Genomic DNA, 22,772 nt, shown 5'->3' with positions numbered 1-22,772 from the left:
TATTAACCGGATGCTTTTCAATTCCTTTTAGGTGTTTTACTCATACTGACAAACTCAGGCACCACGCGCCCTGTAACCGGTCTCCGTTCATTAAATGTGGGAATAAGTAGAATTGTGACAGAGTGCAAATTCGCAGACATCAAAACCGGACATAACTTGCAATAAATTGTCATTTGGCCGACCTTTGTATTGATTAATTACGAGCCCTAAAAAAAATATTTTTCTCTCCTCACAGTGAAGTGATTGCTATGTTGATTCCGTCAAAATTAAGTCGACCCGTCCGTCTTGAACACACAGTGATTCGGGAACGGCTGCTGGCGAAGCTTTCAGGCGCGAACAATTATCGTCTGGCGCTGATCACCAGCCCTGCAGGTTATGGCAAGACGACGCTCATTTCACAGTGGGCGGCGGGAAAAAACGAACTGGGTTGGTACTCCCTTGATGAGGGGGATAACCAGCAGGAACGGTTCGCCAGCTACCTTATCGCCGCCATTCAGCAGGCGACGGGCGGCCATTGCAGCGCCAGTGAAAACATGGTGCAAAAACGCCAGTATGCGAGCCTGTCATCGCTGTTCTCTCAGCTTTTTGTGGAACTGAGCGAATGGCAGAAACCGCTGTATCTGGTGATTGACGATTATCATCTGATCACCAATCCGGTGATCCACGATGCCATGCGTTTTTTCCTGCGTCATCAGCCGGAAAACCTGACGCTGGTCGTACTTTCACGCAACCTGCCGCAGTTGGGTATCGCCAACCTGCGCGTGCGCGATCAACTGCTGGAAATCGGCAGTCAGCAACTGGCCTTTAACCATTGCGAAACCAAACAATTCTTCGACTGCCGCCTCACCTCGCCTATTGAGCTGGCTGAAAGCGGCCGTCTGTGCGACGACGTGGCCGGTTGGGCAACGGCGCTACAGTTAATCGCCCTGTCGGCACGTCAGCGCAATAACGCCACCCAACACTCCGCCCGCCGTCTTTCCGGCATTAACGCCAGCCATCTTTCCGATTACCTGGTCGATGAAGTGCTGGATAACGTCGAGCCCGCGACGCGTAACTTCCTGCTAAAAAGCTCGCTGCTGCGCTCAATGAACGACGCTTTGATTGTGCGCGTCACCGGCGAAGAAAACGGCCAGATGCGGCTGGAAGAGATTGAACGTCAGGGGTTATTCCTGCAGCGTATGGATGACTCGGGCGAATGGTTTAACTATCACCCGCTGTTCTGTAGCTTCCTGCGCCAGCGCTGTCAGTGGGAACTGGCGACAGAGTTACCCGATATTCACCGCGCCGCCGCTGAAAGCTGGATGGCGCAAGGCTTCCCGAGCGAGGCGATTCACCACGCCCTTGCCGCGGGCGACCCGAAAATGCTGCGTGATATTCTGTTGAATCACGCCTGGGGCCTGTTCCATCACAGTGAACTGGCGCTACTGGAAGAATCCCTCTCCGCTCTGCCATGGGAAAGCCTGCTGGAAAATCCTCGCCTGGTGCTGTTACAGGCGTGGCTGATGCAGAGCCAGCACCGCTATAGCGAAGTGAACACCCTGCTGGCGCGTGCTGAGCAGGAGATGGACTTCGAAATGGACAAAGCTCTGCATGGCGATTTCAACGCCCTGCGCGCACAGGTCGCCATTAACGATGGCGACCCGGAAGAAGCGGAACGTCTGGCGATGGTTGCGCTGGATGAACTGCCGCTGGCCAGCTTCTACAGCCGCATCGTGGCGACCTCGGTGCATGGCGAAGTACTGCACTGCAAAGGGCAACTGGGGCAGTCGCTCTCCGTTATGCAGCAGACGGAGCAGATGGCGCGCCGTCATGATGTCTGGCATTACGCCCTGTGGAGCTTGATCCAACAAAGTGAAATTTTGTTTGCCCAGGGCTTTTTACAGGCGGCCTGGGAGTGCCAGGAAAAGGCGTTCCAGCTCATCCGCGATCAGCATCTGGAACAACTTCCCATGCACGAGTTCCTGCTGCGCATTCGCGCGCAGTTACTGTGGGCGTGGGCGCGTCTCGATGAAGCGGAAGCCTCTGCCCGCACCGGCATGGATGTGCTGGTGAATTACCAGCCGCAACAGCAACTTCAGTGTCTGGCATTACTGGTGCAGTGCTCGCTGGCGCGCGGCGACCTCGACAATGCCCGCAGCCACCTGAACCGTCTGGAAAATTTACTCGGCAATGGCCCGTACCACAGCGACTGGGTCTCTAACGCCGATAAAGTGCGGGTGATTTACTGGCAAATGGTCGGCGACAAAAAATCCGCCGCCAACTGGCTGCGCCATACGCCAAAACCGGCGTTTGCCAACAACCACTTCCTGCAAAGCCAGTGGCGCAACATCGCCCGTGTACAGATCCTGCTTGGCGAGTTTGATGCCGCAGAGATGGTGCTGGAAGAGTTGAACGAAAATGCGCGTTCGCTGCGTCTGATGAGCGATCTCAACCGTAATCTGCTGTTGCTGAACCAACTTTACTGGCAGGCCGGACGCAAGAATGAAGCCCAGCGCACGCTGCTGGAAGCGCTGACCCTGGCGAATCGCACCGGTTTTGTTAGCCACTTCGTGATTGAAGGCGAAGCCATGGCGCAGCAGTTGCGCCAGTTAATTCAGCTCAACACCTTGCCGGAGCTCGATCAACACCGTGCGCAACGCATTCTGCGCGAAATAAACCAGCATCACCGGCATAAGTTCGCGCACTTTGACGAAAACTTCGTCGAACGTCTGCTTAATCACCCGGAAGTGCCGGAGCTTATTCGCACCAGCCCGCTCACCCAGCGTGAATGGCAGGTGCTGGGGCTTATCTATTCAGGCTACAGCAATGAGCAGATTGCCGGGGAGCTTGATGTGGCCGCCACCACCATCAAGACCCATATTCGCAACCTGTATCAGAAACTGGGCGTAGCCCATCGTCAGGATGCAGTACAACACGCGCAACAATTGCTGAAAATGATGGGTTACGGCGTTTAATTTATTAAATTTTTGCTGCAGAAGAGATAGCCAGGTCACATTAGAGAAGAAACATAAATCAATTGTGAAAAATTAGAATACTTCTTCTGCCGTTCACCTTTTATAACTAATGTCGCATGTTGGCAGGTTATAAAAGGTGAATATATGTCGGCATTAACCGAAAAAATTAGCGCTAAAGAGAAATTTGGATTTGGATTGGGCGATGCCGCAAGCCACATTGTTTTCGATTCTTCCGTGGCTATTCTGGCATACTTCTACACCAATATTTATGGCTTACCCCCGGCAGTCATGGGGACATTATTTCTGGTGGTCAGAGTCCTCGATGCAATTACCGACCCAATCATGGGGGCGATTGCCGATCAAACGAAAAGCCGCTGGGGGCGTTTCCGACCCTGGTTGTTAATTATCTGCGTTCCTTTCGCCGTAAGCTGTATTCTGGTTTATTCAACACCAGACTTTGAACAGACAGGGAAAATTGTTTACGCGGTCATCGCCTATATATTTATGACGTTGATGTATACCGCAATTAATATCCCTTACTGCTCACTGGGCGCGGCCATTACCGCAGACCCGTCAGAAAACCTCTCTCTGCAATCCTGGCGTTTTGCCATTGCCCCTATCGGCGGCGCAATGGGCACGGCACTCATCCTTCCGCTGGCGGATTTCCTCGCGCCAGGAGACCGGGCAAGCGGGATGCAGTGGGCGATGGGCATTTTCGGCGTCATCGGCTGCGTGATGTTTCTGGTGTGCTTTGCGACCACGAAAGAGCGTATTGAGCCAGTAAAAGAAGAAAACCTGAATATTCTTCGCGACGTGCGAATTCTTGTGAAAAACGATCAGTGGTGCATTCTTTCCATCTATAACCTTGCGATGTTATGTGGCGTCGTTGTCCGCGGAAGCCTGCTGGTTTATTTCGTACAATATATTCTTCAACAGGGCAGCAGTATTATTTCCATGTTTATGTTGGCAACAACGGTAGCCGCAGTGGTGGGTAGTCTGATCGCAAAACCACTGGGTTCAAAAGTATGTAAAATCCGCGCTTCCGTATGGGTAAACGTTCTGAGTGCGTTAATTGGCTTGTTGTTTCTTGTTCTGCCGAGTGAATACTGGGTGCCGGCATTTATCGTACACATTGTGCTGAACGTATTGCAGGGAATTAACGCCCCATTACAGTGGTCAATGATCACCGATGCCAACAACTATGGCGAATGGAAAACCCAGCGTCGTATCACCGGAATGAACGTCGCGGCCAATATATTCATTATCAAACTGGGGGTGGCAATTGGGGGAGCACTCACTGGATGGGGGCTGGCATTTTATGGCTACCAGGCGGGCGTGGAACAGCAATCCGCGGAAGCGATTCGCGGCGTACTGATTCTTTTCACCGTGCTGCCCGCTATTTTCTACCTGATTACGGCGATCGCCATTCGCTACTATCAGTTGACGGAAGAGAGAATGAACGCGATTGTCGCAGACCTTAGCAAGGGTCAGTTCCAGATGTAACGAATGCCGGATGGCGGCTACGCCCTGTCCGGCACTCTCCACCGTTACTCCCGGCACAACTCCAGTTGGATATTGTTCTCGGTAATAACTTTCATCACCCCATCCGGCGGTAACGTATCCGTATAGACCGCATCGACCATGCTGATGCTGCCCATATTCACCATCGCGTTACGGCCAAACTTGGAATGATCGACCACCAGCATCACATGACGCGAGTTCTCAATGATCGCCCGCTTAGTGCGCACTTCGTGGTAATCAAATTCCAGTAAAGAGCCATCGCTATCGATACCGCTGATGCCCAGAATGCCGAAATCGAGGCGGAACTGGGAGATAAAATCGAGCGTGGCCTCACCGATGATGCCGCCGTCGCGGCTGCGCAGCTCTCCACCCGCGAGGATAATACGGAAATCCTCTTTCACCATCAGCGTGTTCGCCACGTTCAGGTTGTTGGTGACAATGCGCAGATCGCTGTGGTTAAGCAGTGCGTGAGCGACCGCTTCCGGCGTAGTACCGATATCGATAAACAGGGTAGAGCCATTGGGAATTTCGCTGGCAACCTTACGGGCGATGCGCTCTTTCTCTGCCGTTTGCGTCGATTTACGATCGTGCCAGGAGGCATTCACCGAGCTGGAAGGCATGGCTGCGCCGCCGTGATGACGCAGGATCATCTTCTGCTCGGCCAGGTCGTTCAAATCACGGCGAATGGTTTGTGGGCTAACGGAAAAGTGCTCCACCAGCTCTTCGGTACTGACATAACCCTGCAATTTGACCAGTTCAATTATCGCATCATGACGCTGTGTTTGTTTCATGGTGAGTCCCTGAAAGTATTACGCGCGCTTTCGCGCATTTAGCGTATCGACAAACGCCATCGCCAGACCAACCACCAGGCCGGTAACATGTGCGCCATTGGCAATCGACATGCCAAAAAGATCAAACCAACCGGCAACCAGCCAGACCAACGAAAAAATAATCAACCCGCGCTGAAGGTAAATTCCGCTATCCGGATCGCGCTCACCGCGTAGCCAGACATAGCCCATCAACGCGTACACGACGCCGGACAGCCCGCCAAACCATGGGCCGCTAAACTGGTGCTGAATGAATCCGCTTAACAACGCGCTGATGGCAGTGATCACCACCAGTTTACCGCTGCCAATGCGTTTCTCCACCGCTCCGCCGAGATACCACCACCACAGCAGGTTAAACAGAATATGCAGCACCGAGAAGTGCATCAGCGCATGGCTGAAGTAGCGCCAGCCTTCAAATTCTACCGAGCTGTCATAAGGCCACGCGAGCCACAGCATCACTGCCTGATCGCCCACAATATTCATCAGCACGAATACCAGAATACAGGCAATCATCACCGACATCGTGACCGGCCCGGCATTCGCTTTCAGCGTTTCCAGAAACGGGAAACGGCGATAATGCAGGCCGCTATTGGTGTGGCCCGATTGCCAGCTTGCCGCCAGATAGCGCGGGTCTGCCGGATTCTCAAGGAACCGCGCCAGTTCCGCATGTACGCGCTCCGCCTGGCTTTCATCCGCCAGCCAGACATCACTCTGAGTATGTTGCTGTATCGTCAGAATAATGCCCTGCGTCGCCATATAGTCGACAAATGCCTGAGCGACGCGAGGGTTAGTAAAAGAGGTAATCATCAACATGCAGAGGGTCGCTTATTCCACACAAAGGGGGACAGTATAACATCGCAATCAAATGCCTAAAGCGCGACGTGCTCAACCTCTGCCGGGAAATGACGATGCCAGGCGTCAAATCCGCCGTCGACGCTATAAACTTTATCGTAACCCTGTTGCAGCAGATACTGGGCCGCGCCTTTACTGCTGTTGCCGTGGTAGCACATCACCATCACCGGGGTGTCAAAATCGTTATCGCGCATAAACGCGCCCAGCGTATCGTTAGTCAGATGAAACGCGCCCGGGGTGTGGCCCAGAGCAAAACTCTGCGGGTCACGGATATCCACCAGCACCGCGCTCTGCTGTCGCAGCTTCTGGTGCGCTTCTTCTACGTTGATACACTCAAACTGTTCCATGGTTTCTCTTCTCTTTATTGCAGGTGGGCGAGCTCACGCCATTTTACCGCCAAGTGTACGTCCTGACGGCAGTGAAACGCTAATATGTTACACACATCACTGTAAATTGTTTTTTTGATGTTACCGAACGCGCGTTTATTTGCTATTATTTTCGTTATCGAGCATTATTGAGCTATAACGAAAGTGAACGAGGTAGCGAGCATGGAAACCAAAGATCTGATTGTGATAGGTGGCGGGATCAACGGCGCAGGGATCGCAGCGGATGCCGCCGGGCGCGGTTTATCCGTTTTGATGCTGGAAGCGCAGGATCTGGCATGCGCCACCTCCAGCGCCAGTTCTAAACTTATCCATGGCGGCCTGCGCTACCTTGAACACTACGAATTTCGTCTGGTGAGCGAAGCGCTTGCTGAACGTGAAGTCTTGCTAAAAATGGCCCCGCACATCGCTTTCCCGATGCGTTTTCGTCTGCCTCATCGCCCGCATCTGCGTCCGGCGTGGATGATCCGCATTGGTTTGTTTATGTACGATCACCTGGGAAAACGCACCAGTCTGCCAGGATCAACCAGTTTGCGTTTTGGCGCAGAATCGGTTCTCAAACCTGAAATCGTGCGCGGATTCGAATATTCTGACTGCTGGGTGGACGATGCGCGTCTGGTTCTGGCCAATGCTCAGATGGTGACACGTAAAGGCGGCGAAGTGATGACCCGAACCCGCGCCACCTCCGCGCGCCGCGAAAATGGCCTGTGGATTGTCGAAGCAGAAGATATCGATACCGGGGAAAAATACACCTGGCAGGCGCGCGGCCTGGTCAACGCCACCGGCCCGTGGGTGAAACAGTTCTTCGATGACGGCATGCATCTGCCCTCGCCTTACGGCATCCGCCTGATCAAAGGCAGCCACATTGTGGTGCCGCGCGTGCATACGCAAAAACAGGCTTACATTCTGCAAAACGAAGATAAACGTATTGTGTTCGTGATCCCCTGGATGGATGAGTTCTCAATTATTGGCACCACCGACCAGGAGTATCGCGGCGACCCGAAAAATGTCGAAATCGACGAAGGGGAAATCAGCTATCTGCTGAAGGTCTATAACGCGCATTTCAAAAAACAGCTTGGCCGCGATGATATTGTCTGGACTTACTCCGGCGTGCGTCCGCTGTGCGATGATGAATCCGACTCACCGCAGGCCATCACCCGCGACTATACGCTGGACGTCCACGACGTCGATAACCAGGCACCGCTGCTGTCAGTATTTGGCGGTAAGCTCACCACCTATCGTAAGCTTGCCGAACATGCGCTGGAAAAACTGGCGCCGTACTATAAAAACATCGGCCCGGCCTGGACCCAAAACGCCACGCTGCCCGGCGGTGATATCCACGGCGACCGCGACGACTATGCCGCCAGCCTGCGCCGTCGCTATCCGTTTATCAGCGAATCGCTGGCGCGCCATTTTGCCCGCACCTACGGCAGCAACAGTGAACTGCTGCTCGGCGAGGCGAAAAGCGTGGCTGATTTAGGAGAAGAATTTGGCCATGAGTTTTATGAAGCGGAACTGCGTTATCTGGTTGAACATGAATGGGTGCGCCGCGCCGACGATGCGCTGTGGCGCAGAACGAAACAGGGCATGTGGCTGAATGCGGAACAGCAATCTCGCGTAAGCCAGTGGCTGGGCGAACATACGCAGCAGCGGCTGTCGCTGGCGTCGTAAACAGTTGCCCGGAGGCGATGACGCTTCCGGGCACGCTCATCTGCTTATTTAGTCAGGCTGGCAACCTGATTACCGTTTCTGTCTTTGAAGGTTTTTCTACCGGAAGAATCAACCGTGGAGGTGCCTATCGTATTGCCGTTGGCATCACGGTAAGTCGTCACGCCCGACGAATCGGTTTGTGCCGTTCCTTTGGTATTGCCATTCGCGTCGCGAAAGGAAACATTTCCCCTTGAATCAGTCTGTGCACTCCCCATGGTATTGCCATTACGATCTCTGATTGTCGTATTTCCTCTGGAGTCCGTTATGGAAGAGCCAACATCGTTGCCATTACGATCCCGATAGCTTTTTCTGCCGTTGGAATCGCTGACAACCGACCCAACCGTATTTCCATTCTGGTCAAGCAGGGTATCTGCCAGCACCGGGGCAGCCAGTGCACAGCACAAGGCTGCCACAAATGTCACTTTCACTTTCATGCTTCCTTTCTCCATGTGATGATTACGTTGCTATTGTGCTCTTTCGGCAGCCGGGTGAAGCATCCGATTCCGGACTTAGCCTGGCCATTCTGTTATCCCGAGCGTGGCGCATAAACATTAGCGTCATCCAGCCGGGCAAAAGCGTATCAACGAGCCCCATTCGTTATCCTTATTTAAGGCAATGCCTTCTGCATCGGCACATACCCCACATCCTGCACCAGTTGTTGCCCCTGCGGGCTTAAAAACCAGGCCACCAGTTTTTGCGTCTCCGGCGTTGGGTTTTCCCAGGTAACCAGATAAAGCGTTCTGCCGGGTTGAGACGGTTGTGTACTCTCTTTCATCTGCGCAACAGGCGTTATCTTTAGCTCAAACCCTCGTTTCCTGGCCCGTGCCTGCGCCCATGCGGGTTCGACATCAGAGATCAATAGATCGCTGGTGCCCATTAACAACTCTTCCAATGCCCATTCAGCATGACAGTTCAGATAGTCGCTCTCGTCATGCACCCCACGATACAAGCGATAAAATGCCGCGGCATACAGCGGCCAGCTTCCCTCTTCGCCATCCAGTCGCGGCCAGTTGCGCTCAATTTTCAGATCCGGCTTCTCCTTCCAGGCCGCCGTTAATATCTGTTCACTGTCGGAGCGTTCCGCTATGGGTGCAGCAATTTTTGCAGGGCGGACGACCATCAGAGCAATGGCTAATAACAGACAGCCAGCAGCAGGAAGAAATATATTGCGTTGCGCTGTCGCTAAATGGACAGCCGGATATTTTCGCCGTTCAGCCAGGTAATAACCCACCACAAAGAGTAGCTGTGTCGCGAGTGCCATGGCGGTACCGCCATACAATATCCCATGATAGAAAGAGACCCATTGATAACCTGAATAAATAAAAATCAGGTAATAGTGAATTTTAATCAGCGGATCAACAAGATTCATATAACTAAATGTCGCCACAATCACCCACACCAGCGAGTAGTAAAACAGTGGCAAAGATAGAATGGCATAACGCAACGTCTCATTTTCTGCGGGTTTGAGGATACGTCGCCAGCCGTAACCCAACGCAAAGGGGAGTGCTGAACCAATAATGATCGTGATTATCAATGAAAAAATAGTGATTTCAAACTGCTGCACAATTGATGTGAGAATAAATACGGCCAACGTCGTTATCAGGGGTAATACAATAAAACTCATGAATAACGTCGTAATGATATATTTTGAATTTCCTTTCATTGCCCTACTCCTTTGCCGTTATTCAACGGCACATACCCCACATCCTGCACCAGTTGCTGCCCCTGCGGGCTTAAAAACCACGCCACAAACTGCTGTGTTTCCGGCGTCGGGTTTTCCCGAGTCACCATATACGCATCCACACTATAGGGATAAGTGCCGTTGCCGATATTCTCCTCCGTCGGCGCAATACCGTTAATGGCCAGCAGTTTGATTTGCTTGCGCATTCTGAGCATATTCGCGTTCATCCGCGTGACGTAATAGCGGAAGGTGTAACCGATGGATGATTGTGCGTTTTGGTAGGCCGCCACTTCACTCACCAGGCCTCCCATCAGATCGATAGCCGTCGATTTTTTTGCCCGCAGCATCGGTGTCTCTTTCATCACCAGCCCGGTCATCACGCTCTGACTGCCGGAATCCTCCGGACGCTGCCAGACTTTAATACGCTCATTGCTGCCGCCGACCTGATTCCAGTGGGTAATTTTGCCGCTAAAAATATCCCGTACCTGCTGCGTGGTAAGAGAGTTCACCGGGTTATTAATATTGACGATAAAGACAAAAGCTTCGCGAGCGAAAGGCGTGTAGATCAGTTTAACGCCCGATTCCGCCACCCGTTTTTTCTGCCCTTCAGAAGGTTGGGCGACAAAAATGATATCGGCATTGCCGTTGATAAGATGGTCATAGGCCTCTGGTGTGCGGGTCTGATGTAAGTAATATTTCCCCCACACTGGCGCACGATGGTTAGGCTCTTGCGGTTTGGGGACTAACTGATAATAAGCGGAAGCGTATAAGGGATATAACGCCGTCGCACCATACACTGTCGGCCATTTTTGCCAGTCGTTGCTGTAGCGCAACGTTGGCGCTTCCCGCGTCCCGGTCAATTCATGGGAATCGTCTTCTGCGACACGGTTATAGTATCCTTCGCGATCGATACATCCGGCGGTAACAAACAGGGAGAGGGCGACCAGCAGAGATGCACTACGGCGTTTCAGCGGCAACTTCATCTCTACCCTTCCTTTACCCGCCGCTGCGGGCCTAAAACCACTCGATCGGACTTTGCGTTTTTCATCACCCGCCCCTGCAATTCCCTGCGTCAGGGCAATTATAAATCACTGAGACACCTCAACCCCCCACGCACTTTTCTGAAAAATCCCTATAAAAAAAGGGGCCTTATGGCCCCTTCGCATTTTTAGTGAATTACAGCCTCACCGGATCAATATGCCAGATGTGTTTAGCATATTCCTGAATCGTGCGGTCAGAGGAGAAGTAGCCCATGTTGGCGATGTTAAGCATCGCTTTGGTAGTCCACTCTTCCGGGCTGCGGTACAGCTCATCAACCTTGTCCTGGGTGTCGATATAGCTGCGGTAGTCCGCCAGCACCTGGTAGTGGTCGCCAAAGTTGATCAGTGAATCCACCAGGTCACGATAACGCCCTGGCTCTTGCGGGCTGAACAACCCACTGCCGATTTGCGTCAGCACCTGATGTAGCTCTTCATCCTGCTCGTAGTAATCACGCGGTTTGTAACCGTTACGACGTAGCTCTTCCACTTCTTCAGCGGTGTTGCCGAAGATGAAGATGTTGTCTTCGCCCACTTTCTCCTGCATCTCGACATTGGCGCCGTCCAGCGTACCGATGGTCAGCGCGCCGTTGAGGGCAAACTTCATGTTGCTGGTGCCGGAAGCTTCCGTCCCCGCCAGCGAGATCTGCTCGGAGAGATCGGCGGCTGGAATGATCACCTGCGCCAGGCTTACGCTGTAGTTCGGCACAAAGACGACTTTCAGCTTATCGCCAATCTGCGGATCGTTGTTGATCACATTAGCGACGTCGTTGATCAGGTGAATGATGTGCTTCGCCATGTAGTACGCCGAGGCCGCTTTACCGGCAAAGATGTTTACACGCGGCACCCAGTCCGCCGTCGGGTCAGCTTTGATGCGGTTATAGCGGGTGATGACGTGCAGCACGTTCATTAACTGGCGCTTGTACTCGTGGATACGCTTGATTTGTACATCAAACAGCGCATTCGGGTTCACCACCACGTTGAGGTGTTGGGCAATCGCCGCCGCCAGCCGCTTTTTGTTTTCCAGTTTGGCATGATGCACGGCCTGATTCACCGTCGGGTAATCGATGTGCTGCTCCAGTTCGCTGAGCTGGCTGAGGTCGGTACGCCAGGTGCGGCCAATGTTCTCATCCAGCACCTCCGACAATGATGGGTTCGCCAGCGCCAGCCAGCGACGCGGCGTTACGCCATTGGTAACGTTGGTAAAACGCATCGGGAAGATGCTGGCAAAGTCAGCAAACAGCGATTGCACCATCAAGTTGGAGTGCAGTTCAGACACGCCGTTCACCTTGTGGCTTGCCACTACTGCCAGCCAGGCCATGCGTACACGGCGACCGTTAGATTCATCAATAATTGAGGTGCGGCTCAGTAACCCCATATCCTGCGGATACTGCTCTTGCAGGGTCTTAAGGAAGTAGTCGTTGATCTCAAAGATGATTTGCAGGTGACGCGGCAGAATTTTACCCAGCATATCCACCGGCCAGGTTTCCAGCGCCTCGCTCATCAGCGTGTGGTTGGTGTAAGAGAAGACCTGGCAGGTCACTTCAAAGGCATCGTCCCAGCTAAATTTGTGCTCATCAATCAGCAGGCGCATTAGCTCAGGGATAGACAGCACCGGGTGGGTGTCATTGAGGTGAATAGCGATTTTGTCCGCCAGATTGGCATAGGTTTTATGCAACTGGTAATGGCGGCTCAAAATATCCTGCACAGTGGCGGAGACGAGGAAATACTCCTGACGCAGACGTAGTTCACGCCCCGAATAGGTGGAATCATCCGGGTAAAGTACGCGCGAGACGTTTTCCGAGTGGTTCTTGTCTTCCACGGCGGCGAAGTAGTCACCCTGGTTAAATTTACCAAGGTTGATTTCGCTGCTCGCCTGGGCACTCCACAGGCGCAGCGTGTTGGTCGCGTCCGTGTCATAACCCGGAATGATTTGGTCGTAGGCTTCGGCGATAATCTCTTCGGTTTCAACCCAGCGGCTCTTTTTGCCTTCCTGCTGGATACGCCCGCCAAAGCGCACTTTATAACGCGTATTGTGGCGTTCAAACTCCCACGGATTACCGTATTCCAGCCAGTAATCCGGCGACTCTTTCTGGCGACCCTCGACGATGTTCTGGCGGAACATGCCGTAGTCGTAACGAATACCGTAGCCGCGCCCCGGCAGGCCAAGGGTGGCGAGGGAGTCCAGGAAGCAGGCCGCCAGTCGGCCTAAGCCGCCGTTACCAAGCCCTGGATCGTTCTCTTCGTCGATCAACTCTTCGAGGTCTAGCCCCATCCCTTCCAGCGCGTTTTTAACATCTTCATAGATGCCGAGGGATAACAGCGCATTGGAAAGGGTGCGGCCAATCAAAAACTCCATCGACAGGTAATAAACCTGCCGTGTTTCCTGAGAAAGTTGCGCACGGTTAGAACGTAACCAGCGCTCAACCATACGGTCACGAACCGCAAACAGTGTGGCGTTCAACCACTCATGTTTGTTCGCGATAGCGGGATCCTTGCCAATCGTGAACATCAGCTTATAGGCAATAGAGTGCTTGAGAGCCTCAACGCTAAGAGTCGGTGATGCGTAAGTAAATGGTGCATTCATAGAAATGGTTCCTGTGATTACATCAAGCGTTGATAAAGCTCGCGGTACGAGTGCGCCGCGACTTGCCAGCTAAAATCCACGCTCATTGCCTGGCGCTGTACATAGCGCCAGAGCGATGGGCGAGACCACAACACGAAAGCACGCCGGATGGCTCTTAGCAGCGACCAGGCATTACTGTCTTCAAAGACAAAACCACTGGCGACACCGTCGGCCAGGTTTTCCAGTGAACTGTCAGAGACGGTATCCGCCAGGCCCCCGGTACGACGTACAAGCGGCAGTGTGCCGTACTTCAGCCCGTAGAGCTGCGTTAAGCCGCAAGGCTCGAAGCGACTCGGTACAAGGATGACATCCGCGCCGCCCATGATGCGGTGCGAGAAGGCCTCGTGATAACCGATCTGGACGCCAACCTGCCCAGGGTGTTCTGCCGCCGCCGCCAGGAAACCTTCCTGGAGCACCGGATCGCCGGCCCCCAGCAGCGCAAGTTGACCGCCCTGCTCCAGTAAACCCGGCAGCGCTTCCAGCACCAGATCCAGCCCTTTCTGGCTGGTTAAACGGCTCACGACGGCAAATAGCGGAACTTTGTCATTGACGTTAAGCCCCATCGCAATTTGTAGCTGGCGTTTGTTTTCCGCTTTCTCCTCAAGAGTATCGCGGTTATAGCGCGATGCCAGTAGCAAGTCCTTTTCTGGACTCCATACCTTGTCATCCACACCATTGAGAATGCCGGAAAGGCGGCCTTCCTGATGACGCTGGCGCAACAAACCTTCCATGCCGTAGGCAAACTGCGGCTCAGTTATTTCGCGCGCGTAGGTAGGGCTCACCGCCGTGATGTGATCGGCGTAGTAAAGCCCCGCTTTCAGGAATGAAATCTGGCCGTTAAATTCCAGCCCGTGCATGTTGTAGAACGACCACGGCAACTGGATCTCATTCATATGATGCGCGTAGAACATCCCCTGATAGGCCAGGTTATGCACCGTAAAGACTGACTTAGCCGGACGCCCGCGCGCCGCAAGGTATGCCGGTGCCAGGCCCGCATGCCAGTCATGCGCGTGTACAATTTCCGGGCGCCAGAATGGGTCGAGCCCGCAGGCCATTTCACACCCCACCCAGCCCAGCAGCGCAAAACGCAGCACGTTATCGGTATAGGCATGCAAATTGGTGTCGTGATACGGGCTCCCTGGGCGGTCGTATAAGTGCGGGGCGTCGATCAGGTAAATTCCCACACCGTTAAAGTGACCGAACAGTAGCGAAATCGGCCCGGCAAACGTTTCACGGCGCGTAACCACCTGCGCATCCGTAATGCCCCGACGGATGTCCGGGAATCCAGGCAGCAGTACGCGCGTATCAGTACCTTCGGCAATTTGCGCTGCGGGCAGGGCACCGATAACATCCGCCAGACCGCCAGTTTTCAGTAACGGGAACATCTCTGAACAAACATGTAAAACCTGCATTATCGCTCCTGTTTGACCTGCAGTTTGCGCAGCATGTCACGCGTCACCAGTACAATCCCCTCTTCCGAGCGGTAAAAACGACGCGCATCATCTTCAGCATTTTCACCAATCACCATACCTTCCGGGATGACGCAGGCACGGTCGATAACGCAACGGCGTAAGCGGCACGAACGCCCTACCCAGACGTCCGGTAATAAGACTGCCGAATCAATATTACAGAATGAATTTACCCGCACGCGCGGGAACAACACCGATTGCACCACCACCGAGCCTGAAATAATGCAGCCGCCGGAAACCAGCGAGTTCAGAGTCATGCCGTGGCTACCGGAGCGGTCCTGAACAAACTTCGCCGGCGGCAGAGATTCCATATGAGTACGAATCGGCCAGTTCTGGTCATACATATCGAGTTCCGGCGTTACGGACGCCAGGTCGAGGTTCGCCTTCCAGTACGCCTCCAGGGTTCCGACATCGCGCCAGTACGGTTCTGCTGTTGGGTCAGACTGTACGCAGGAGAGTGGGAAAGGATGTGCATAAGCCATGCCAGCTTTGGTGATTTTCGGGATGATGTCTTTGCCAAAGTCGTGGCTGGAGTTCTCATCCTGGTCGTCTTCTTTCAGCAGTTCATAAAGATAATCTGCATCAAAGACATAGATACCCATACTAGCGAGCGATTTATTCGGATCGTTCGGCATCGCTGGCGGGTTCGCCGGTTTTTCGACGAACTCAATAATCTTCTCGCTTTCGTCGACGGCCATAACGCCAAACGCCGTTGCCTCTTCAATGGGCACCGGCATGCACGCCACGGTGCAGCGCGCGCCTTTTTCGACGTGGTCAATCAGCATGCGCGAGTAATCTTGTTTGTAGATATGGTCGCCCGCGAGGATAACGACATATTCCGCTTTATAGCGATTGATGATGTCGAGGTTCTGGGTTACCGCATCAGCCGTGCCGCGATACCAGTTTTCGCCGTGTACGCGCTGCTGTGCGGGCAGCAGATCAACAAATTCGTTCATCTCTTCGCTGAAGAATGACCAGCCACGCTGGATATGCTGTACCAGCGTGTGGGACTGATACTGCGTAATCACGCCAATACGACGGATCCCTGAGTTGATACAGTTCGACAATGCAAAGTCGATGATGCGGAATTTTCCGCCAAAGTGTACCGCCGGTTTCGCCCGCTTAATGGTGAGGTCTTTCAGACGCGTACCGCGGCCGCCAGCGAGGATCAGCGCAACCGTTTTATTCGGCAACTGGCGCGCCAGCATTAAGGGATCGTTTTTTTCCAGCCTAACCATGATTAACTCCTTTTGTTGCTCGTCTGCATCCGCCATCCGCGGAATACCTCAGAGCCTATGACCTTTGAAATACGCACACTCCGTGCGCGGGCCCATGCCAGACAGCCATGACGACCGGATTATCCTCTCCGGCGAAGGGGGGAACAGCGCGCCACTCCCCCTCAGGTAAAACGAGTGTAGCCACGTCGTGCGTCGCATTGAGCGTAATAAGCCAGCGATGGGAAAGCAGGATTTGCATCCGCCTGGCGCCGTTTTGCCACTCATCAGGATGCAGCGGTTGCGCATGCTGATTAAGCCACTGCACGCTACCATCGCCCTCCTGCCACCAGCCATCCTGCGTTAACGCAGGGATTTTCTGGCGCAGATGAATCAGCGCGGCGGTAAATGCGGTCAGCCCGGCATTGGCATTTTCCCAATCCAGCCAGGTCAACGGATTGTCCTGGCAGTAGGCGTTGTTATTACCGTGCTGGCTGTGACCGTGTTCGTCACCCGCCAGCAACATCGGCGTCCCCTGAGAGAGCAAAAGCGTCGTCAGCAAAGCATGCAGGCTCGCCCGACGACGTTCCACAATATCCAGGTTACCACCTAACCCTTCTATACCATGATTATTGCTATGGTTATTGCTAGTACCGTCGCGATTTTCCTCACCGTTAGCTTCGTTATGCTTATTATTGAAGCAAACGCAGTCTCGCAGCGTGAAGCCATCGTGCGCCGTCACCAGATTTACCGTCGCTGACGGGTTACGACCTTCTCGCGCAAACACATCGCTGGAAGCAGCAAAACGTTGAGCAAATTCGCCCAACGAGAGATTTTCCTGCAACCAGAAACGGCGCATCGCATCGCGGAAATGATCGTTCCACTCCATAAACAGCGGCGGGAAATTACCGACCTGATAACCGCCCATCCCGATATCCCACGGCTCAGCAATCAGCTTCACTGCAGACAAAACCGGGTCGCGTTTAATGGCTTCAAACAGTGGCGCATCCTGACGAAACTCTGGTGTGCGCCCCATTACTGATGCTAAATCAAAGCGGAAACCATCCACATGACAGACATCTACCCAAAAACGCAGGCACTGGCGGGCGTACTCAACGCCGCCGGGATGGCTGAGGTTGAGCGTGTTTCCACACCCCGTCCAGTTGTGGTAATCGCCATCTTCCCTGATCCAATAATAGCTACGGTTGTCGATTCCGCGCAGGGAGAAGGTAGGGCCATCGAGGTCTATCTCCGCGCTGTGGTTAAGCACCACGTCGAGGATCACTTCGATTCCGGCGCGATGCAGGGCTTTTATCGCATCGCGAAATTCATCCAGCGCACGTTCCGGCGAACTGGCGTAGCGCGATTCCAGGGCAAACATCGCCATCGGGTTGTAGCCCCAATAGTTGCTTAATCCCATGCGTTGCAGACGCGGTTCGCTGGCAAAATGCGCCACTGGCATTAATTCCAGCGCGGTAATACCCAGCGTTTTGAAGTAGTCGATCATCACCGGATGAGCAAGCGCTCTGTAGCTGCCGCGGATCTCCTGCGGGATACCCGGATGGCGATAAGTCAGCCCCTTCACGTGCGCTTCGTAAATCACCGTTTTCCCCCACGCAGTGCGCGGCGGGGCGTCATCTTCCCAGTGGTAGTCCAGCGCCACCACTACCGATTTCGGCGCGATTTCCATGCTGTCGCGGTGGTCTGGCGCATCGTAGCCGCCGTGCAGACGCGGGTCATCTTTGAGCCAGCCATCAACCTGATGACAGCAGGGATCGAGCAACAGTTTCGCCGGATTAAACCGGTGCCCTTGCGAGGGTTCCCACGGCCCATGAACACGATAGCCATAGCGCAACCCTGGCCGCGCCTGTGGCAGATAACCGTGCCAGATATCGCCGCTGCGCGCAGGTAAGTCGTAGCGAGACTCATTGCCCTGAGCGTCAAATACGCAGAGTTCCACCCGTTCAGCATGGGCAGAGAAGAGCGTGAAATTCACGCCCTTACCGTCATAGCGTGCGCCTAACGGCGCAGGTGTTCCTGCTGCGAGAACGGTCATTCCCCCTCCCGAACCAGCCAGATAGTCGACAATGGCGGCAGCGTCAGGCTCAGGGAGTGCTCACGACCGTGGCTGGCGATATTGTCACTGTGCACCACCCCGCCATTTCCGGCATTGCTACCATGGTAATGGGAGGAGTCAGTATTCAGCTCTTCACGCCAGCGGCCCGGCTGGTTAATGCCAAAGCGATAATCGTGACGCGGAACCGGAGTGAAGTTACTGGCGACGATCAGTTCATTACCCTGCTTATCGCGACGGACAAAAATAAAGACAGAACGCTCGTGATCGTCCACCACCAGCCATTCGAATCCATACGGGTCAAAGTCGAGCTCGTGCAGCGCTTTGTGGTGGCGATAGGTGTGGTTGAGGTCACGAACCAGCCGCTGAACGCCGTGGTGCCAGTTGTCGCCGCCTTCCAGCAGATGCCAGTCGAGGCTGCCATCGTGGTTCCACTCACGCCCCTGGGCAAATTCATTACCCATAAACAGCAGCTTTTTGCCGGGGAATGCAAACAGCCAGCCGTAGTATGCGCGCAGGTTGGCAAACTTCTGCCACGCATCGCCCGGCATACGGTCGAGAATCGATTTCTTGCCGTGAACCACTTCATCGTGCGACAGCGGCAGAACGAAGTTTTCCGTGTAGTTGTAAAGCAACCCGAAGGTCATTTTGTCGTGATGATACTGGCGATGTACCGGGTCAAGCTTCATGTAGTCGAGCGTGTCGTGCATCCAGCCCAGATTCCACTTGTACCAGAACCCAAGGCCGCCGGAATCCTGCGGGCGCGAAACCCCCGCAAAATCGGTCGATTCCTCCGCCATACTTACTGCGCCGGGAACTTGCTCTCCCAGCACACGGTTGGTATTGCGCAGAAATTCAATCGCCTCCAGATTTTCACGCCCCCCAAATTCATTGGGGATCCACTCTCCCTCTTTGCGGCTGTAGTCGCGGTAGATCATGGAAGCTACCGCATCCACACGCAGCGCATCGATACCAAAGCGTTCGACCCAGTACAGAGCGTTACCCACCAGGAAATTGCTGACTTCCCGGCGGCCGTAGTTGTAGATCAGGGTATTCCAGTCCTGATGGTAGCCTTCACGCGGGTCATTATGTTCGTAGAGTTTGGTGCCGTCGAACTCTGCCAGCGCAAAATCATCAGAGGGGAAGTGTCCTGGCACCCAGTCGAGGATCACATTCAGCCCGGCGGCGTGCGCGGCATTAATGAAGTAGCGGAAATCTTCGCGTGTGCCGAAACGACGGGTTGGCGCGTAAAGCCCGGTTGGCTGATAACCCCAGCTACCGTCGAAGGGATGCTCGTTAACCGGCAGCAATTCCAGATGCGTGAAGCCCATCCATTTAGCGTATGGCACTAACTGGTCTGCCAGCTCGCGGTAGCTCAACCAGAAGTTGTTATCCGTATGACGACGCCAGGAGCCGAGATGCACTTCATAGATGGAGATAGGTTTATCGAAGTCATTCGCTTTTTTGCGCTCTTCCGTCTGCACGACTTTCTCTGGCAGGCCGCAAATCAGCGAGGCCGTTTCCGGACGCATCTGGGCTTCGAAGGCGTAAGGATCCGCTTTGATGCGCAGGTTGCCGTGCGCATCGACCATCTCAAATTTGTAGAGCTGTCCGTTATGAGCGCCTGGAACAAACAGTTCCCAGATACCCGACTCTTTGCGCAGACGCATCGGATGACGGCGACCATCCCAGTAGTTGAACTGCCCCACCACGGAGACGCGGCGCGCGTTTGGCGCCCACACCGAGAAGCGCGTCCCGGTGACGCCATCCATCGTGTCGGCATGCGCGCCCAGCGTTTCATAGGGACGCAAGTGGGTACCTTCCGACAACAGCCACGCATCCATCTCCTGCAGCAGCGGGCCGAAGCGATACGGATCGTCGATCAGATTTTGCTGGCCATGCCAGATGACCGCCAGTTGGTAACGAAAAGGATTTTTACGACGCGGCAGAACGCCGCAAAAGAAACCGCGCGAGTCTAAGCACTCGAGCTTACCGACCTTACGCCCGGTTTTGGGTTCAATAACCCAGACATCGGTGGCATCGGGTAACAGTGCCCGGACTTCCAGCCCGGATTCGGTGCTGTGCATACCAAGAACGGAAAAGGGATCCGCAAAATGGCCCGCAATCAGCGCGTTAATCACGTCTCTATCAATACGATCAGACATGGTTCATCATCCTGTTGTATGTGTGTCGCCTCGTTCCAGTGCATTGGGCGACATTTTTTGACCTGAATGGTGCAGCACAATGTGCTTCCTCTCTGCTCCATCCAACCTTCAGTCAAGGCTGCAAAATTTGTACCTTGCTTACAGCATAGCCAAAGCTCTATTTAACCTCTGTGAATAATTGAAACAACGCGTTTTACTCCTTGTAGTACGCAAAACCTATCAGATACAAACAGGGGGACATAAAGCCCCCCTGAGAATATTAAGCCAACTGACGCAGCATGCGGCGTAGCGGTTCCGCCGCCCCCCACAGGAGCTGGTCGCCGACAGTAAAGGCAGAGAGGTACTCCGGCCCCATATTCAGCTTACGCAAGCGCCCGACCGGCGTAGTCAGCGTGCCCGTCACAGCCGCTGGGGTCAGCTCACGCATGGTTATCTCGCGCTCGTTCGGAATCACTTTCGCCCACGGGTTGTGTGCAGCCAGCAACTCTTCGACGGTCGCAATGGAAATGTCTTTTTTCAGCTTCAGGGTGAATGCCTGGCTGTGGCAGCGCAGCGCGCCGATGCGCACGCACAAACCATCCACCGGAATGACAGATGAGGTGGCGAGAATTTTGTTGGTTTCGGCCTGGCCTTTCCACTCTTCACGGCTCTGGCCGTTATCAAGCTGTTTATCGATCCACGGAATCAGGCCACCGGCCAGCGGTACGCCAAAGTTGTCTACCGGCAGATCGCCGCTACGGGTCAATGCGGTAACTTTGCGTTCAATATCGAGAATAGCGGAAGCCGGGTTCGCCAGGCCATCAGCGACGTGATTGTGCAACAGGCCCATCTGGGTCAGCAGTTCGCGCATATGACGTGCGCCACCACCGGAAGCCGCCTGATAAGTCGCAACAGATGCCCACTCCACCAGGTCATTGGCAAACAGACCGCCGAGAGACATCAGCATCAGGCTGACGGTACAGTTACCGCCGACAAAGGTTTTGATACCCTTATTCAGGCCATCGGTGATGACTTTCTGATTAACCGGGTCAAGAATGATAATGGCGTCATCTTTCATGCGCAGCGAAGAGGCAGCGTCAATCCAGTAGCCCTGCCAACCGCTTTCACGAAGCTTTGGATAGATTTCGTTGGTATAATCGCCGCCCTGACAGGTGACAATAATGTCTAAAGCCTTCAGCGCGTCAAGATCATAAGCATCCTGAAGCGTACCACCGCTGGTTGTGCCAAAAGATGGCGCGGCCTGCCCAAGCTGGGAGGTGGAGAAGAAGACCGGGCGAATGGCGTCGAAATCGCGCTCTTCAACCATGCGTTGCATGAGTACAGAGCCGACCATACCGCGCCAGCCGATAAAACCAACATTTTTCATAACGTTTTTTCCTGCAGAGATGTGCTGTGAATGCCACCAGTTCCGGTGCGACATCCCTCACATTACAAAAAGCAGCCAAAGTCGCAAGTGAAATTAATCAATGATTGCTATGCAATCAGAAACGCAACTTATTACTCCCTATTTGGGAGTCAGCACGAACCACTTACGTCACCATTCCATTGGTCTCGTGCTCATCAGAAAATCCTTAGTGATTATCAGGGAATTTGAGTTATGAATGAAATCTTTTCTGCATCCGTTTTGTTGATCCTGATTATGGATCCACTGGGAAACCTGCCGATTTTTATGTCGGTGCTAAAACACACGGAACCCAGGCGCCGCAAAGCGATCATGATACGTGAGCTTTTAATCGCACTTCTGGTCATGCTGATTTTTTTGTTTGCCGGCGAAAAGATTTTGGCCTTTTTAAACCTGCGCGCCGAGACAGTTTCCATCTCCGGCGGCATCATTCTGTTTTTGATTGCCATTAAAATGATTTTCCCCAGCAGCACGGAGAACAGTTCCGGTTTACCCGCGGGCGAAGAGCCATTTATTGTGCCGCTGGCGATCCCGCTGGTAGCCGGGCCAACGCTGCTGGCAACCCTGATGCTGCTGTCACATCAATATCCCAACAATATGAGCCATCTCGTTATCGCCCTGCTGATCGCCTGGGGCGGCACAGTGGCCATTCTGCTGCAATCGTCGCTATTTTTGCGACTGCTGGGCGAGAAAGGCGTTAACGCGCTGGAACGCCTGATGGGGCTGATACTGGTGATGATGGCGACGCAGATGTTCCTGGACGGGATTCGGATGTGGATGAAGGGGTGATGTCCTGTAGCGCCACCGGGTGATTTCGCCAATAAAAAAGGGCTTCCATCAGGAAGCCCTTTCGCAAT

15 protein-coding genes and 1 pseudogene are annotated in these 22,772 nt (G+C 53.9%); 4 read left to right on the top strand and 12 right to left on the bottom strand.

Features of this window, described 5'->3' with window-relative positions:
- Positions 1-248: 248 nt before the first annotated feature.
- Together malT and VSR74_RS17545 are read left to right on the top strand one after the other, a co-directional pair.
- Positions 249-2,954 carry an HTH-type transcriptional regulator MalT gene (gene malT, locus VSR74_RS17550; RefSeq protein WP_347795902.1) on the top strand — a complete coding sequence of 902 codons (2,706 nt, stop codon included), beginning with the start codon at positions 249-251 and terminating at the stop codon, positions 2,952-2,954.
- Between the two features lie 144 nt (positions 2,955-3,098).
- On the top strand, positions 3,099-4,457 hold the full coding sequence (locus VSR74_RS17545) for a glycoside-pentoside-hexuronide (GPH):cation symporter (RefSeq protein ID WP_347795901.1): 1,359 nt from the start codon (positions 3,099-3,101) through the stop codon (positions 4,455-4,457).
- Between the two features lie 44 nt (positions 4,458-4,501).
- On the opposite strand, the gene VSR74_RS17540 is transcribed toward VSR74_RS17545, so the two are convergent.
- From VSR74_RS17540 to glpE, 3 genes are read right to left on the bottom strand one after another with little or no spacing between them, the layout of a single operon-like run.
- The gene (locus VSR74_RS17540) at positions 4,502-5,266 is read right to left on the bottom strand and encodes a DeoR/GlpR family transcriptional regulator (RefSeq protein ID WP_347795900.1); all 765 of its coding nucleotides are present in this window, start codon (positions 5,264-5,266) and stop codon (positions 4,502-4,504) included.
- A gap of 18 nt (positions 5,267-5,284) precedes the next feature.
- Positions 5,285-6,115, bottom strand: coding sequence for a rhomboid family intramembrane serine protease GlpG (glpG, locus tag VSR74_RS17535; protein WP_347795899.1), 831 nt, complete (start codon positions 6,113-6,115; stop codon positions 5,285-5,287).
- 56 nt (positions 6,116-6,171) lie between these two features.
- On the bottom strand, positions 6,172-6,501 hold the full coding sequence (gene glpE / locus VSR74_RS17530) for a thiosulfate sulfurtransferase GlpE (protein ID WP_347795898.1): 330 nt from the start codon (positions 6,499-6,501) through the stop codon (positions 6,172-6,174).
- 201 nt (positions 6,502-6,702) lie between these two features.
- Between glpE and glpD the strand changes: the two genes are divergently transcribed.
- Positions 6,703-8,208: a glycerol-3-phosphate dehydrogenase gene (gene glpD, locus VSR74_RS17525; RefSeq protein WP_347795897.1), complete on the top strand. Its 1,506-nt coding sequence runs from the start codon at positions 6,703-6,705 to the stop codon at positions 8,206-8,208.
- Between the two features lie 44 nt (positions 8,209-8,252).
- Here the strand turns inward: glpD and VSR74_RS17520 are convergent, their stop codons facing one another.
- The 9 genes and pseudogenes from VSR74_RS17520 to asd form a co-directional block, all read right to left on the bottom strand.
- Entirely contained in the window at positions 8,253-8,681 is a 429-nt protein-coding gene (locus tag VSR74_RS17520) for a hypothetical protein (protein WP_347795896.1), read from the bottom strand.
- A 173-nt stretch (positions 8,682-8,854) separates the two neighbouring features.
- Positions 8,855-8,983 (bottom strand): annotated as a pseudogene (locus tag VSR74_RS23265) (PstS family phosphate ABC transporter substrate-binding protein); the annotation flags it as partial.
- A 923-nt stretch (positions 8,984-9,906) separates the two neighbouring features.
- The gene (locus tag VSR74_RS17510) at positions 9,907-10,911 is read right to left on the bottom strand and encodes a PstS family phosphate ABC transporter substrate-binding protein (RefSeq protein ID WP_347795894.1); all 1,005 of its coding nucleotides are present in this window, start codon (positions 10,909-10,911) and stop codon (positions 9,907-9,909) included.
- 193 nt (positions 10,912-11,104) lie between these two features.
- Positions 11,105-13,552: a glycogen phosphorylase gene (glgP, locus tag VSR74_RS17505; RefSeq protein WP_347795893.1), complete on the bottom strand. Its 2,448-nt coding sequence runs from the start codon at positions 13,550-13,552 to the stop codon at positions 11,105-11,107.
- Positions 13,553-13,569: 17 nt separating this feature from the next.
- Entirely contained in the window at positions 13,570-15,003 is a 1,434-nt protein-coding gene (gene glgA, locus VSR74_RS17500; protein ID WP_347795892.1) for a glycogen synthase GlgA, read from the bottom strand.
- The gene (glgC, locus tag VSR74_RS17495) at positions 15,003-16,298 is read right to left on the bottom strand and encodes a glucose-1-phosphate adenylyltransferase (protein WP_347795891.1); all 1,296 of its coding nucleotides are present in this window, start codon (positions 16,296-16,298) and stop codon (positions 15,003-15,005) included. Before glgC ends, glgA begins: the two co-directional genes overlap by 1 nt.
- A 55-nt stretch (positions 16,299-16,353) precedes the next feature.
- Positions 16,354-18,330 carry a glycogen debranching protein GlgX gene (gene glgX / locus VSR74_RS17490; protein ID WP_347795890.1) on the bottom strand — a complete coding sequence of 659 codons (1,977 nt, stop codon included), beginning with the start codon at positions 18,328-18,330 and terminating at the stop codon, positions 16,354-16,356.
- Positions 18,327-20,513, bottom strand: a complete 2,187-nt coding sequence (gene glgB, locus VSR74_RS17485; protein ID WP_347795889.1) for a 1,4-alpha-glucan branching enzyme — start codon at positions 20,511-20,513, stop codon at positions 18,327-18,329. Before glgB ends, glgX begins: the two co-directional genes overlap by 4 nt.
- 259 nt (positions 20,514-20,772) lie before the next feature.
- Positions 20,773-21,879 carry an aspartate-semialdehyde dehydrogenase gene (gene asd, locus VSR74_RS17480; RefSeq protein ID WP_347795888.1) on the bottom strand — a complete coding sequence of 369 codons (1,107 nt, stop codon included), beginning with the start codon at positions 21,877-21,879 and terminating at the stop codon, positions 20,773-20,775.
- A 231-nt stretch (positions 21,880-22,110) separates the two neighbouring features.
- On the opposite strand from asd, the gene VSR74_RS17475 reads away from it, so the two are divergent.
- Entirely contained in the window at positions 22,111-22,704 is a 594-nt protein-coding gene (locus VSR74_RS17475; RefSeq protein WP_347795887.1) for a YhgN family NAAT transporter, read from the top strand.
- The last annotated feature ends 68 nt before the right edge of the window (positions 22,705-22,772 follow it).

The sequence above is a fragment of the Pseudocitrobacter cyperus genome (genome assembly GCF_039889165.1).
In the GTDB taxonomy this organism is placed as follows: domain Bacteria; phylum Pseudomonadota; class Gammaproteobacteria; order Enterobacterales; family Enterobacteriaceae; genus Pseudocitrobacter; species Pseudocitrobacter cyperus.
Note: the sequence above shows the minus strand (reverse complement) of the source record. Positions and strands in the feature narration are given on the sequence as shown.

Coding starts and splice junctions, on each gene's coding strand:
- malT (WP_347795902.1), top strand. CDS start 249: ATGTTGATTCCGTCAAAATTAAGTCGACCCGTCCGTCTTGAACACACA.
- VSR74_RS17545 (WP_347795901.1), top strand. CDS start 3,099: ATGTCGGCATTAACCGAAAAAATTAGCGCTAAAGAGAAATTTGGATTT.
- VSR74_RS17540 (WP_347795900.1), bottom strand. CDS start 5,266: ATGAAACAAACACAGCGTCATGATGCGATAATTGAACTGGTCAAATTG.
- glpG (WP_347795899.1), bottom strand. CDS start 6,115: ATGTTGATGATTACCTCTTTTACTAACCCTCGCGTCGCTCAGGCATTT.
- glpE (WP_347795898.1), bottom strand. CDS start 6,501: ATGGAACAGTTTGAGTGTATCAACGTAGAAGAAGCGCACCAGAAGCTG.
- glpD (WP_347795897.1), top strand. CDS start 6,703: ATGGAAACCAAAGATCTGATTGTGATAGGTGGCGGGATCAACGGCGCA.
- VSR74_RS17520 (WP_347795896.1), bottom strand. CDS start 8,681: ATGAAAGTGAAAGTGACATTTGTGGCAGCCTTGTGCTGTGCACTGGCT.
- VSR74_RS17510 (WP_347795894.1), bottom strand. CDS start 10,911: ATGAAGTTGCCGCTGAAACGCCGTAGTGCATCTCTGCTGGTCGCCCTC.
- glgP (WP_347795893.1), bottom strand. CDS start 13,552: ATGAATGCACCATTTACTTACGCATCACCGACTCTTAGCGTTGAGGCT.
- glgA (WP_347795892.1), bottom strand. CDS start 15,003: ATGCAGGTTTTACATGTTTGTTCAGAGATGTTCCCGTTACTGAAAACT.
- glgC (WP_347795891.1), bottom strand. CDS start 16,298: ATGGTTAGGCTGGAAAAAAACGATCCCTTAATGCTGGCGCGCCAGTTG.
- glgX (WP_347795890.1), bottom strand. CDS start 18,330: ATGACCGTTCTCGCAGCAGGAACACCTGCGCCGTTAGGCGCACGCTAT.
- glgB (WP_347795889.1), bottom strand. CDS start 20,513: ATGTCTGATCGTATTGATAGAGACGTGATTAACGCGCTGATTGCGGGC.
- asd (WP_347795888.1), bottom strand. CDS start 21,879: ATGAAAAATGTTGGTTTTATCGGCTGGCGCGGTATGGTCGGCTCTGTA.
- VSR74_RS17475 (WP_347795887.1), top strand. CDS start 22,111: ATGAATGAAATCTTTTCTGCATCCGTTTTGTTGATCCTGATTATGGAT.